9 protein-coding genes are annotated in these 12,698 nt (G+C 73.7%); all 9 read right to left on the bottom strand.

Going from position 1 to position 12,698, the window contains the following annotated elements:
- Positions 1 to 14: 14 nt before the first annotated feature.
- A complete protein-coding gene (locus ACIPXB_RS22895) occupies positions 15 to 254 on the bottom strand; it encodes a hypothetical protein (RefSeq protein ID WP_401452720.1) in 240 nt (79 codons plus the stop codon).
- Positions 251 to 1,744, bottom strand: coding sequence for an Asp-tRNA(Asn)/Glu-tRNA(Gln) amidotransferase subunit GatA (gatA, locus tag ACIPXB_RS22890; RefSeq protein ID WP_401452718.1), 1,494 nt, complete (start codon positions 1,742 to 1,744; stop codon positions 251 to 253). Before gatA ends, ACIPXB_RS22895 begins: the two co-directional genes overlap by 4 nt.
- A gap of 5 nt (positions 1,745 to 1,749) precedes the next feature.
- On the bottom strand, positions 1,750 to 2,046 hold the full coding sequence (gene gatC, locus ACIPXB_RS22885) for an Asp-tRNA(Asn)/Glu-tRNA(Gln) amidotransferase subunit GatC (protein WP_401452716.1): 297 nt from the start codon (positions 2,044 to 2,046) through the stop codon (positions 1,750 to 1,752).
- A 182-nt stretch (positions 2,047 to 2,228) separates the two neighbouring features.
- On the bottom strand, positions 2,229 to 4,409 hold the full coding sequence (locus ACIPXB_RS22880; protein WP_401452714.1) for a putative bifunctional diguanylate cyclase/phosphodiesterase: 2,181 nt from the start codon (positions 4,407 to 4,409) through the stop codon (positions 2,229 to 2,231).
- Positions 4,410 to 4,766: 357 nt separating this feature from the next.
- Positions 4,767 to 6,989: an NAD-dependent DNA ligase LigA gene (ligA, locus tag ACIPXB_RS22875; RefSeq protein WP_401452712.1), complete on the bottom strand. Its 2,223-nt coding sequence runs from the start codon at positions 6,987 to 6,989 to the stop codon at positions 4,767 to 4,769.
- A gap of 30 nt (positions 6,990 to 7,019) precedes the next feature.
- Positions 7,020 to 7,997 carry a methionine synthase gene (locus ACIPXB_RS22870; RefSeq protein WP_401452710.1) on the bottom strand — a complete coding sequence of 326 codons (978 nt, stop codon included), beginning with the start codon at positions 7,995 to 7,997 and terminating at the stop codon, positions 7,020 to 7,022.
- Positions 7,994 to 8,683 carry an SDR family oxidoreductase gene (locus tag ACIPXB_RS22865; protein ID WP_401452708.1) on the bottom strand — a complete coding sequence of 230 codons (690 nt, stop codon included), beginning with the start codon at positions 8,681 to 8,683 and terminating at the stop codon, positions 7,994 to 7,996. The genes ACIPXB_RS22870 and ACIPXB_RS22865 overlap by 4 nt, the downstream gene beginning before the upstream one ends.
- 123 nt (positions 8,684 to 8,806) lie before the next feature.
- A complete protein-coding gene (locus ACIPXB_RS22860) occupies positions 8,807 to 9,151 on the bottom strand; it encodes a DUF1330 domain-containing protein (RefSeq protein ID WP_401452706.1) in 345 nt (114 codons plus the stop codon).
- 97 nt (positions 9,152 to 9,248) lie between these two features.
- On the bottom strand, positions 9,249 to 12,689 hold the full coding sequence (locus ACIPXB_RS22855; RefSeq protein ID WP_401452704.1) for a S8 family peptidase: 3,441 nt from the start codon (positions 12,687 to 12,689) through the stop codon (positions 9,249 to 9,251).
- Positions 12,690 to 12,698: the final 9 nt, after the last annotated feature.

The raw sequence follows: 12,698 nt of genomic DNA, 5'->3' as shown, positions 1-12,698 counted from the left end.
TGAAACTTTCCCTCTCAGCCCAGCAGGACGTCGTCGTCGCCCAGGCGCTTCAGCTCGCGGTACAGGATCGCGAGGCCGGTGACGATGGCGGCGGCGGACACAACGGCGTCGACCAGCTGCAGCGTGTCGTGCTCCGTGCGGGCCTTGCGGGCCTGCTTGATCACGCTGATGGCACCGAACGCGGTGGTGCCGATCGACAGGTAGGTACCGGACTTGGACTTCTTGAAGCCCTTGGCCTTGGACAGTGCACTCACAGCGACGGTGCCTCCTCGAGCAGCGGGTGACCCCAGCGGGCGACGAAGGCGGCCTCGACGGCGGCGCCGACCTTGTACAGGCGGTCGTCCTTCATCGCGGGGGCGATGATCTGCAGACCGACCGGCAGGCCGTCCTCCGGGGCCAGGCCGCAGGGCAGCGACATGGCGGAGTTGCCGGCCAGGTTGGTCGGGATGGTGCACAGGTCCGCGAGGTACATCGCCATCGGGTCGTCGGCGCGCTCGCCGATCGGGAAGGCGGTGGTGGGCGTCGTCGGGGAGACGATGACGTCGACCTGCTCGAAGGCCTTCTCGAAGTCCTTCGTGATGAGCGTGCGGACCTTCTGGGCGGAGCCGTAGTACGCGTCGTAGTAGCCGGAGCTGAGCGCGTACGTGCCGAGGATGATGCGGCGCTTGACCTCGTCGCCGAAGCCGGCCTCACGGGTCAGGGCGGTGACGTCCTCGGCGGACTTGGTGCCGTCGTCGCCGACCCGCAGGCCGTAGCGCATGGCGTCGAAGCGGGCCAGGTTCGAGGAGCACTCGGACGGCGCGATCAGGTAGTACGCGGCGAGCGCCAGGTCGAAGGACGGGCAGTCCAGCTCGACGATCTCGGCGCCCAGCTCCTTGAGGAGCTCGACGGACTCGTCGAAGCGCTGCACGACGCCGGCCTGGTAGCCCTCGCCGCGGAACTGCTTGACCACGCCGACGCGCATGCCGGCGACCGAGCCGTTGCGGGCGGCCTCGACGACCGGCGGGACCGGGGCGTCGATGGAGGTGGAGTCCAGCGGGTCGTGGCCGCCGATGACCTCGTGCAGCAGGGCCGCGTCCAGGACCGTACGGGCGCACGGGCCGCCCTGGTCGAGGCTGGAGGAGAAGGCCACCATGCCGTAGCGGGAGACACCGCCGTAGGTGGGCTTGACACCGACGGTCGCGGTGACGGCGGCGGGCTGGCGGATGGAACCGCCGGTGTCCGTGCCGATGGCGAGCGGGGCCTCGTACGCGGCGAGGGCCGCGGAGGAACCGCCGCCGGAGCCGCCGGGGATCCGGGTGAGGTCCCAGGGGTTGCCGGTGGGGCCGTAGGCGCTGTTCTCGGTGGAGGACCCCATGGCGAACTCGTCCATGTTGGTCTTGCCGAGGATGACGACGTCGGCTTCCTTGAGCTTGCGCGTCAGGGTGGCGTCGTACGGCGGGATCCAGCCCTCGAGGATCTTCGATCCGACGGTGGTGGGGATGCCCTTGGTGGTGAAGATGTCCTTCAGCGCGAGCGGTACGCCGGCCAGCGGGCCGAGCTTCTCGCCGGCGGCACGCTTGGCGTCCACGGCGCGGGCCTGGGCGAGCGCGCCCTCGCGGTCCACGTGCAGGAAGGCGTGGACCTTCTCGTCCACGGCGTCGATGCGGGCCAGGTGGGCTTCGGTGACCTCGACGGCCGTGAGCTCGCCGGAGGCGATCTTCTCGGCGATCTCGGCGGCGGTGAGCTTGATGATGTTGCTCATGGTGATTAGTCCTCCCCCAGGATCTGCGGCACCTTGAAACGCTGCTGCTCCTGTGCCGGGGCGCCGGAGAGCGCCTGCTCGGGGGTGAGCGACGGTCGGACCTCGTCCGCGCGCATGACGTTGGTCAGCGGCAGCGGGTGGGAGGTCGGCGGGACGTCTTGGTCGGCGACCTCGGCGACGCGGGCGACCGCGCCGATGATGTCGTCGAGCTGTCCGGCGAAGTGCACGAGCTCTTCGTCGGCGAGTTCCAGACGCGCCAGCCGAGCGAGGTGGGCGACCTCCTCGCGCGTGATGCCAGGCATGCAGCGATCCTCTGGGGGTGGTGAGTGTGTAGTTTCGGGCCCAATCCTATGGGGCTGGCCCCACGCACCACGAAACGGATAACACCCCGGGCCCCGTCGGGGCTCCGCTCGAAAAGCCCGCGCGGCATTCGAGCGCACGGGGTACGGGGCGGAGCCCCGGGGAGGGGCCCCGGGGAGGGGCCCTACGTCACCGGGGCGTCGGCTTCGGCTGCCGCCAGGTCTGCCGGGCGGCGCCAGCCGCGTTCGCCGCGGGCCAGGAGCCAGGCGGTGGCCTCCTGCGGCGGCATCGCGGCGGCGACCAGCCAGCCCTGGACGGCGTCGCAGCCCAGGTCCCGCAGGCGCTCCCAGGTCTCGTCGTCCTCCACGCCCTCGGCGACGACCAGCAGGCCGAGGGAGTGGGCCAGGTCGACGGTGCAGCGGACGATCTCCGCGTCCTGCGCGTCCACCGCCAGCCGGGCCACGAACGAGCGGTCGATCTTCAGCTCGCTGACCGGCAGCCGCCGCAGGTGGACCAGGGAGGAGTAGCCCGTGCCGAAGTCGTCCAGCGACATCTTCACGCCGTGGCCCGTCAGGCCCGCCATGGTGTCGGCCGCCCGCTGCGGGTCCTCCAGCAGCACGTGTTCCGTTATCTCCAGCTGCAGGCCGCTCGCCGGGACCCCGTGCCGGGCCAGCCGCGCGGCGACCGCGCCCGCGAACCCGGGGGTGTGCACGTCGCGCGGCGAGACGTTCACGGCGACCGGCACCTTCAGCCCCTGCGCGCGCCACCGGGCGACCTGCGCCAGGGCGGTCTCCAGGACGTACTCGGTCAGGTGCGGCATCAGGCCCGAGGTCTCGGCGATCGCGATGAACTCGTCCGGCGAGACCCGCCCCCGCTCCGGGTGGACCCAGCGGACCAGGGCCTCCAGTCCCGCCACGTGTCCGTCGAAGCGCACCTTCGGCTGGTAGTGGAGCTCGACCTCGCCCGCGTCCAGCGCCCGCCGCAGGTCGCCGAGGAGCCCCAGCCGGTCGGGGGTGTTGCTGTCGCGCTTGGACTCGTAGACCTCGACGCCCGTGCGGTCCCGCTTCGCCTGGTACATGGCGACATCGGCCCGCCGCAGCAGGCCCTCCGCGTCCAGGGCGTGATCGGGGAAGACCGCCAGGCCCGCGCTGGCCTCCAGGACCAGGGTCAGGCCGTCGAGGTCGAGGGGCGAGCTGAGCTCGGCCACCAGGTTGCGGGCCACCCGCTGGGCACTGGTCTGCGAGTCGGCGACGGGCAGCAGGACGGCGAACTCGTCGCCGCCGAGCCGGGCGGCCTCGGCGTCCTCGGGCAGGGCCTGGCGCAGCCGGTCGGCGATCTGGAGCAGCAGGCGGTCGCCCGCCAGATGGCCCAGCGTGTCGTTGACGGCGCGGAACCGGTCCAGGTCGATCAGCACAAGAGCTGACCGGGTGCCCAAACGTTCAGCCTCGTCCAGCGCGGTCCACGCCCGCTCCAGCAGCCACTGCCGGTTCGGCAGCCCGGTCAGCGGGTCGCGCAGCTGTTCCTCGGCCCGCGCCCGGGCGATCCACAGCGTGGAGTCGAGGGCGATGAGGGGGACGGCGAACAGCGGCAGCAGGACGGGCACGGTGACGGCGACGACGCAGATCAGGGGGGCGATGCCCAGCAGGGCGACGGCGACCAGGCCCTGCCGCAGCAGGGCCGTGCGGGCCACCGTCGGCAGGCCGCCGCCCCGCGGGGACAGCGCCAGCCACAGCAGCACCCGGGTGACCGCCAGGTACGTGACCGCCACCAGCGCGACCTGGGGGGCCGCCTCCAGCGTCCAGCCGGTCGGCCTCCAGGGGGTCTCCACCGAGGGGCTCTCGCCGAGCGCGGCGAGCAGCAGCGCCGCCGCCCCGATGCCGAGGATGTCGACGGAGCCGTGCAGCAGCCCCTGTCGCCAGCGGTGCCGGCGGGCGGCCCCGACCAGGGAGACCACCGCCAGCGAGACCAGGCCGGCGGGCAGCCAGCCGTACAGGAGCAGAACCCCGAGGGTGAGGGCGGCGCCCGAGCCGGTGCCGCCCCACCAGCGGTCGCGGCCGAGCGCGACGAGGTGGCCGACGATGATGCCGGTGAGCAGGGCCAGCGCCCAGCCCACGCTGCCGCCGGGGAACAGGGCCTGACGCTCGCTCAGCGCACGGACGAGACCGAAGGCGAGGACGAGGACGGACAGGCCGACGACGACCAGGGGCAGCACGGGGCGCGGTCCCGCTCCCTGCGCCCCCGTGCCGGTGTCGAGCGGGTGCGCCTGCGGAGCTCTGGTGCCCAGAATCCCGAACCGGCCCGTCCGCGACGACGGAACGTCCCCGCCGACATCAGGTGACGGGTCGGCGCTTTCGGTGGGTTTCATGCCCGTCCCTCTCACAGCCGGCGATGCCGATGTCACGCGATGGCCCCGATGTCATGCCACCACGACTCCGAAGCGCATCACGCAGCCGTGCACGACAGGCGCACCCCTCAACAGTAGGCCGCAGGAGGCTCCCAGGGGCAGCGGTCGGCGGCGGTTGCCCGAATGTGCCCCAGCCATCGTCATCAGTACGGTATCCGCCGAACGGGTGAGTTCGGACCGGGACCCCCCTGTCACCCGTCCGATGATCCGACAGCTCACCGCCCTGCGGCTAGCCCCCGGCCGGCCCTTTGCGACCGGATGCCGCGCCGGGCGTGCGCCCGCCCGTACGGCCGCACGCCACGCATCCGTTCGCCTTCGTTACTCCCCCGCGGGCGCCTTCGGCTCCCCCTCGGCCGCGCCCTCCACCGGAAGGGCGGCCGCGCGCGCCGCGTCCGGGCCCTGCTCCAGCAGCACCTCGAATCCGGCGTCGTCGAGGATGGCCAGCTTCAGCTGCATGGCCTTGTCGTACTTGGAACCGGGGTTGTCGCCGACCACGACGAAGGAGGTCTTCTTGGACACGGAGCCGGTGACCTTCGCGCCGCGGCTCTGCAGGGCGTCCTTGGCTCCGTCCCGGGTGTGGTTCTGCAAAGTGCCGGTGACGACCACGGTCAGCCCCTCCAGCGGGCGCGGACCGGCCTCCTCGCCGGAACCCTCCTCCTCCATCCGGACCCCGGCCGCGCGCCACTTGCGGAGGATCTCCTGGTGCCACTCGACGGCGAACCACTCCTTGAGCGAGGCGGCGATGATCGCGCCGACGCCCTCGGTGGCGGTGAGTTCCTCCTCGCTCGCCTGCTCGATGCGCTCGATGGACCGGAACTCGCGGGCCAGCGCCTCCGCGGCCACCGGGCCGACATGACGGATCGACAGACCGTTGATGACGCGGGCGAGCGGGCGGTCCTTGGCGGCCTCGATGTTCGCGAGCATGGACAGCGTGTTCTTCTTCGGCTCGCCGTCCTGGTTGGCGAAGACGGTGACGACCTTCTCCTCGCCGGTCTTCGGGTCGCGCTTGGGCAGGCCGCTGTCGGCGTCGCGGACGTACGCCTTGATGGGCAGCAGCTGCTCGACGGTCAGCGAGAACAGGTCGCCCTCGTCGAGCATCGGCGGCCGGGCGGGCTCCAGCGGGTTGGTGAGCGCGGCCGCGGCCACCGCGCCGAAGTTCTCGATGTCCAGGCACTGCCGGCCGGCCAGGTAGAACAGCCGCTCGCGCAACTGCGCCGGGCAGGTCTGGCCGTTGGGGCAGCGCAGGTCGATGTCGCCCTCCTTCATCGCCCGCAGCGGGGTCCCGCACTCGGGGCACTCGGCGGGCATCACGAACTCCCGCTCGCTGCCGTCGCGCAGGTCCACGACCGGGCCGAGGATCTCGGGGATGACGTCGCCCGCCTTGCGCAGCACCACGGTGTCGCCGATGAGCACGCCCTTGGCCTTGACCACCTCCTGGTTGTGCAGGGTGGCGAACTCCACCTCGGAACCGGCCACCTTCACCGGCTCCACCTGCGCGTACGGGGTGACCCGACCGGTGCGCCCGACGCCGACCTTGATGTCGACGAGCTTGGTGTTGACCTCCTCCGGCGCGTACTTCCAGGCGATGGCCCAGCGCGGGGCGCGCGCGGTGGAGCCGAGCCGGCCCTGCAGCGGGATCTCGTCCAGTTTGACGACCACGCCGTCGATCTCGTGCTCGACGGAGTGCCGCTGGTCACCGAAGTGGCTGATGAACCGGCGGACTTCGTCGAGCGTGGAGACCACCTTGTTGTGCTGGGCGGTGGGCAGGCCCCACTGGCGCAGCAGCTCGTAGGCCTGCGAGAGGCGGTCGGTCTCCAGGCCCTCGCGGGCGCCGATGCCGTGCACCACCATGTGCAGCGGGCGGGTGGCGGTGACCTTCGGGTCCTTCTGGCGCAGCGAACCGGCGGCCGCGTTGCGCGGGTTGGCGAAGGGCTTGTCGCCCGCCTCGACGAGGCGGGCGTTGAGCTCCTCGAACTTCTCCATCGGGAAGAAGACCTCGCCGCGGATCTCCACGAGCGCGGGGACGTCCGGCCCCGCCAGCCGGTCGGGGATCTCGGCGATGGTGCGCACGTTGGGCGTGATGTCCTCGCCGGTGCGCCCGTCGCCGCGGGTGGCGGCGCGGGTGAGGCGGCCGTGCTCGTAGGTGAGGTTGACGGCGAGGCCGTCCACCTTGAGCTCGCACAGGTAGTGGTACGCGGCGGTGCCGGTGTCCCGGGCCACCCGCTCGGCCCAGGCCGCCAGCTCCTCGTCGTCGAAGGCGTTGTCGAGCGACATCATGCGCTCGCGGTGCTCGACGGAGGCGAAGTCCGTCTCGTACGCCCCGGCGACCTTCTGGGTGGGCGAATCGGGCGTGCGCAGCTCCGGGTACTGCTCCTCCAGCGCCTCCAGCGAGCGCAGCAGCTGGTCGAACTCGGCGTCGCTGACGACCGGCTGGTCGTTGACGTAGTACCGGAAGCGGTGCTCCTCGACCTGCTCGGCGAGCAGGGCGTGCTGCTCACGCGCCGCCGTCGGTACTGCCGTGTCCTGCTGTTCGGCTGCCATGCCGTGTCCTCCCGTGGCCCGTCCGGTCCGTCACTCAGGGTTGTCGGCGAGCGACTTCGCCGCCCTGACGCAGTGCGCCTGCACCGCGCGGGCGTAGCCGGGCGAAGCGCCCGCCAGTCCGCACGACGGGGTGACCACGACGGACTCTTCCAGAGCCCCCGGGGCCAGCCCCAGCCTGCGCCAGAGCTTCCTGACACCCATGACGCTACCGGCCGGGTCCGACAACGGACCGTCGGTGCCCGCCACCACTCCGGTGAAGAGCTTCGTACCCCCCTCGACGGCCTCGCCCAGGGCGTCGTCCTCGCGCTCCGTGAGCAGCGAGAAATCGAACGACACTCCCGTGGCGCCGGCCCGGCGCAGCAGGGCGAAGGGGACGGCGGGCGCGCAGGAGTGCACGATCACGTCCCCGTCGTGGACGGCGAACAGCTCGCGCAGGGCGGCCTCCACGACCTGGCGGTCCACGGCCCGGTAGGTGCGGTAGCCGCTGGCGGTCCGCACCCGTCCGCTGAGGACGGCGGTCAGCGACGGCTCGTCGAACTGGAGCACGACCTCGGCGCCGGGGATCCGTTTGCGCACGTCGGCCAGGTGCGCGCGCAGTCCCTCGGCGAGCGATCCGGCCAGGTCCCGGCAGGCGCCGGGGTCCTGGAGCAGCGCCTCGCCGCCGCGCAGCTCCAGGGCGGCGGCCAGCGTCCACGGGCCGACGGCCTGGACCTTCAGCTTCCCCTCGTACCCCTGGGTGAACTCCTCCAGCGCGTCGAGGTCCTCCCCGAGCCAGGAGCGGGCCCGCTTGGTGTCGCGGCCCGGCCGGTCGCTGATCCGCCAGCCGCTGGGCTCCACGTGCGCGTACATGTCGACGAGCAGGCCGAGCGAGCGGCCGATCATGTCGGCGCCGGGGCCGCGGGCGGGCAGCTCGGGCAGGTAGGGGAAGTCCTCGAAGGTGCCGGTGACGACCTTCGCGGCCTCCCGGGCGTCGCCGCCGGGCAGGGAGCCGACTCCGGTCGCGGTCATCGGCCCGGCCGCACGGTCAGGTCGTTGACCTCGGCGTCGCGCGGCAGGTCGACGGCCATCAGGACGGTCGCGGCGACGGAGGCGGGGTCGATCCAGGCGGCGGGGTCGTACTCCTTGCCCTCCTGGGAGTGCACCTTGGCCTGCATGGGGGTGGCGGTACGGCCGGGGTAGACGGAGGTCACGCGGATCCCGTTCGGCTTCTCCTCCGCCCGCAGGGAGTCGGCGAGGGCCTTGAGACCGTGCTTGGAGGCGGCGTACGCGCCCCACTCGGCGTGGGCGGTCAGGCCGGCGCCGGAGTTGACGAAGACGACCTGGCCCTGGGCGGCGCGCAGCGAGGGCAGCAGCAGCCGGGTGATCTCGGCGGGCGCGATCAGGTTCACGTTGAGCTGCTGGTGCCAGGTCCTGGGGCGCAGTTCGCCGACGGGACCGAGGTCGACGATCCCGGCGACGTGCAGCAGGGAGTCGAGGCGGTCGGGCAGCGCCTGGTGGGAGAAGGCCCAGGAGATCCGGTCGGGGTCGGCGAGGTCGGCGACGAGCGCGCGCGAACCGGGGTAGCGGGAGGTGAGCTCCTTGCCCCGGGCGGCGTCCCGGGCCAGCAGGACGAGGTCGTCGCCGCGGGCGTGGAGGCGGTCGGCGACGGCGGCGCCGATGCCGGACCCGGCACCGGTGATGAGGTGAGTAGCCATGCCGACCATGCTCGCACCCCGCCCGGGCCCGGCCGTGGCGAACCCCGGCGCGGAGCCGGCAGCCTCGCTCGTGACCCCGGCCGGTGTCCCCGGCCCGCGCGGGCCGGGGACACCGGTGGTCCGTCAGAGGCCGGCCTCGGTGCGCAGCCGGGCGGCGGTCTTCCCGGCGTCGTACCCGGCCGGGACGCCCTCGACGAGGACGACCTCGCCCTCCATGTGGCGGGTGCGCAGCGGCAGGATGGCCTGGTAGGCCTCGGAGGTGTACCAGGCGCGGGCGCCCTCCATGCCGGGGAAGGCGATCATCACCACCGTGCCGGGGAAGGGCCCTTCGAGGACCTCGACCTCGGCACCGTGGACGAGGAACCTGCCGCCGAACGGGTCCAGAGTCGCCTGGATGGCCTCGATGTACGTGAGGATGTCCTCGTTCAGCTGCGTGGGGCGGATGTGGGCGACGGCGTACGCGGTCATGGCGAGTGCTCCTCGGAGTACGTGGACTGCTTCGCGGAAACGATCCTGCCGGGCCGTGGCCCCGGAGGCGATGACCTCCGGGGTCATGGACCGTCCCTCAGTCCGTGAGGTACGCGCGGATCACGCTCACCTCCGAGCGGTTGCCCGCCGTGTCGGTCACGACGCCGCGCAGCGAGACCGCGCCGCCCCGCGCCGGGTTCTTCACCTGCGCCGCGCCGTCCTTCACGGTCAGCGGCAGCCACGTGTAGCCGTCGTCGTACGACGCGTACACGCTCAGCGAGCGCACCCCCGTGTCCGCCGCCGGCCCCTGGACGGTGACCGGGACCCGCACCGTGCGGCCCGCCGGAAGGGTGCCGGACAGGGAGGTCCGCGGTGTGAAGCGGACCGTGGAGGCGGGCAGCCGGGTGCGCTCCGCGCTCTCCTGCGAGCGGAAGGTCCAGCTCGCCAGGATCCGCGTGGAGGTCCCGCCCAGCGCCGGGTCGTGGTCCATCCGTGTCGTCAGCCGGTACGTCGCGGACGTCCCCGGGTCCGGCGGGACGGCCAGGGAGCCGCTGAGCGGCAGCGGGCGGTCGGTGCGCGCGGCCACGACACCGTTGCGGTAGAGGACGGTGTCACCGGTGACGCCGTACAGCTCGCCGATGTGGCCCTCGCCGTCGGCCAGCAGCGGCAGACCGGCGCCCGTGATCGTGTTCCCGGTCCGGTAGAGACCGAGGGCGCCGTCGGACCGCGGACCGAAGACGGCCGTGTTGAACCGCTCGCGGTAGTGGCGGCCGCCCTCGAAGCTGCGCGGGGCGTCCAGGGCGTAGAGGCTGCGGATCCGCGGGAAGCCGTTCTCGTCCACGCCGTCGGCCTGCTCGAAGGTCATCTCCCAGCGCGCCCGGTCCACGGTGGACAGCCGCAGCGTCGCCGTCGTGGGCAGCGGCCGCGGCGCCCAGGACCCGCTGGCGCCGTCCTCGGAGGGCAGCCAGCCCAGGACCGTCAGGATGCCCTGCTGGCCGGCGGCCGAACTGCCCTGCTCCACGGCCACGGTGGCCAGGTCGCGCGGGCGCAGGTGGCGGGTGTAGCCGGTGCCGAGGCGGTCCACGGGGCCGCCGAGGGCCACGTGGTACTCCTCATCCGGGCCGTCCGACCAGTGGGCGTCCCACTGCTGGGTGAGCGTGCCGGGAGCGGCGTCGGGGCCCAGGTGCCGGGTGCGCAGGGCGGCGTAGGAGTCCAGGAGCCAGGAGAAGCCCTGGCGCAGGCCTGCGGTGCGCAGGGTGTAGCTGGGGACGGCGAAGCCCTGGACGGCGGTGGCCGAGGGGACGGTGATGTCCACCGGCCGCGTGGTGCGCGCGTCCACGGTCACCGTGGTGTCGCCGGTGATCTCCAGGCGGGGCTGGGCGATCCAGTCGACGCCCTTGTTCTGGTCGGCGGGGTCCGCGGCAAGGTTGGCGTTGAGCAGGTAGCCGCCGCGCGGGACGCGCACGGTGACGGTGCCGGAGGCGTCGTAGGGCTGGAAGCGGCGGCCGGTGGCGGCGCCCTCGGTGCCCTGGACGGTGGTCCGGTAGGCGGCGGGCGGGGCCCCGTCGCGGCCGAGGTGGCGGATCGTCAGGTCGTACGACTCGGGCTCACGGTCGGCGACGACGGCCGTCCGCACGCTCTGCCCGCCGCCGGTCGCGACGACGTACGCGTGGTAGGTGCCGTCCTCGGTGCCGCCGATCCGGGTGTCCACGGTGAGCCCGACGCTCGCGCTGCCGCCCGCCGGTACGGTCACCCGCGCGGCGTCGAGCCCGAAGAAGCCGGCCGGGGCGGGCGAGCCGCCGGGCGCGGTGCCCTCGACGGCGAGGTCGAGGGTGACGGGGGTGTCGCCCAGGTTGCGGTAGGTGACCTGCCGGGTCTGCGGGGTGTCGTCGTGGTGCGGCCACGGCTGGACGCCGAACACCGCCGACACCGGCTCGGCCACGACGCTCTGGCCGAGCGCCCGGTCCACGGCGATGCGGCCGCTGCCCTGCTGGAACGGCGAGTGGGAGCCGGCGCGGGCGGAACCGGTGAGGACCCCCTTGAGGTCGGCGCCCGTCCACCGCGGGTGCCGCTGCTTGAGCAGCGCGGCGGCGCCGGCGGCGTGCGGGGCGGCCATGGAGGTGCCGGAGATGGTCAGGTACCCGGGCGGGTTCTGGCCGACCTCGCGGTCGATGACGCTGCCGGGGGCGGCGGCCGCGGTGGTGTCCACGCCGGGGGCGGTGACGTCGGGCTTGACCGCGCCGTCGCCGGTGCGCGGGCCGCGGCTGGAGAAGGGGGCGAGGACGTCGGCGTCGTCGACGGCCCCGACGGTGAGGGCGGCGTCGGCGCTGCCGGGCGAGGAGATGGTGCCCGCGCCCCGGGCTCCGCTGTTGCCGGCGGAGACGGCGAAGAGGATGCCGCGCTCGGCGGAGAGCCTGTTCACGGCCGCTTCGAGCGGGTCGGTCTGCGGGGTGTCGGGACCGCCGAGGCTGAGGTTGACGATGTCGGCGCCCTGGGCGGCGGCCCATTCCATACCGGCGAGGATGCCGGACTCGTAGCCGCCGCCGGCCTGGTTGAGCACCTTGCCGCTGAGGAGCGTGGCGCCGGGTGCGACGCCCTTGAACGCGCCGCCGGAGCGGGCGCCGCTGCCCGCGGCGATGGACGCGACGTGCGTGCCGTGGCCGACGTGGTCGAGGGTGTCGGCGTCGGTGGAGAAGTTCTGGGCGGCAGCGACCTTGCTGGCCAGGTCGGCGTGGGTGGCGTCGATCCCGGTGTCGAGGACCGCGATCTTCACGCCGGTGCCGTCGTACCCGGCGGCCCAGGCCCGGTCGGCGCCGATCTGCCGGGTGCTGCGGTCCAGCCGGGCGGTGCGGACGCCGTCCAGCCAGACGGTGGCGATGCCGGGGGCGGTGGTGCGCCGGCCCGGGCCTCCCGCGGCGGACGGGGTGAGGTCGGTGAGGGCTTCCCAGACGGCGGCCGCGTCGCGCGGGGCCGCGCTGACGGCGTCGGCGGCCAGGGTGTCGTACGTACGGGAGACCCGCAGGCCCGGGGTGGCGCGTACGCCGGCCCGGGCGGACGGGCCGGCCTGCGCGGCCGGGGCGGCGCTCTCGTAGCCGATGATCAGCCGGAGGTCGTCGCCGCGCCGGAGGTGCTCGGGGCGCCGCAGCTCCGTGAGGTCGAAGAGGCGGGCGTCGAGGCGGCCCTCGGCGATCAGGCGCTGGGCGTCGAGCGGGACGACGCTGATGCGGTCGCCGTGCCGCTCGGTGACGAACGGGACGTGTTCGCGGCCCCTGGCGCGTTCGATGCCGACGGGCCGGCCCGCGGCGTCGGTCGTCACCCGGTCCCCGGTGACGAGGGTGATGCGGGCCGGTCCCTGGCCCGCATCCTGGCCGGCGGCCTGGCCCGTGGTCTGCCCGGCGGTCTGCCCGGCGGTCTGCCCGCCGGCCGGTAACGGGCGGGGCGGGGCGGCGCCGGCCGGGGTGGTCAGCCCCGCCAGCAGTGCCGCGGCGGCCGCGGCGGCGATGACCGCCGCACCCGCCCTGTTCGCTGTTCTGCGCACGGTTTCCCC

It is taken from the genome of Streptomyces sp. NPDC090022 (genome assembly GCF_044748145.1).
Lineage (GTDB): Bacteria > Actinomycetota > Actinomycetes > Streptomycetales > Streptomycetaceae > Streptomyces.
This window is presented reverse-complemented; position numbering and strand designations above follow the sequence as displayed.

What these genes read in the sequence shown, in the direction of transcription:
- gatA (WP_401452718.1), bottom strand. Translation starts at nt 1,744, where the DNA reads ATGAGCAACATCATCAAGCTCACCGCCGCCGAGATCGCCGAGAAGATC.
- gatC (WP_401452716.1), bottom strand. Translation starts at nt 2,046, where the DNA reads ATGCCTGGCATCACGCGCGAGGAGGTCGCCCACCTCGCTCGGCTGGCG.
- ACIPXB_RS22880 (WP_401452714.1), bottom strand. Translation starts at nt 4,409, where the DNA reads ATGAAACCCACCGAAAGCGCCGACCCGTCACCTGATGTCGGCGGGGAC.
- ligA (WP_401452712.1), bottom strand. Translation starts at nt 6,989, where the DNA reads ATGGCAGCCGAACAGCAGGACACGGCAGTACCGACGGCGGCGCGTGAG.
- ACIPXB_RS22870 (WP_401452710.1), bottom strand. Translation starts at nt 7,997, where the DNA reads ATGACCGCGACCGGAGTCGGCTCCCTGCCCGGCGGCGACGCCCGGGAG.
- ACIPXB_RS22865 (WP_401452708.1), bottom strand. Translation starts at nt 8,683, where the DNA reads ATGGCTACTCACCTCATCACCGGTGCCGGGTCCGGCATCGGCGCCGCC.
- ACIPXB_RS22860 (WP_401452706.1), bottom strand. Translation starts at nt 9,151, where the DNA reads ATGACCGCGTACGCCGTCGCCCACATCCGCCCCACGCAGCTGAACGAG.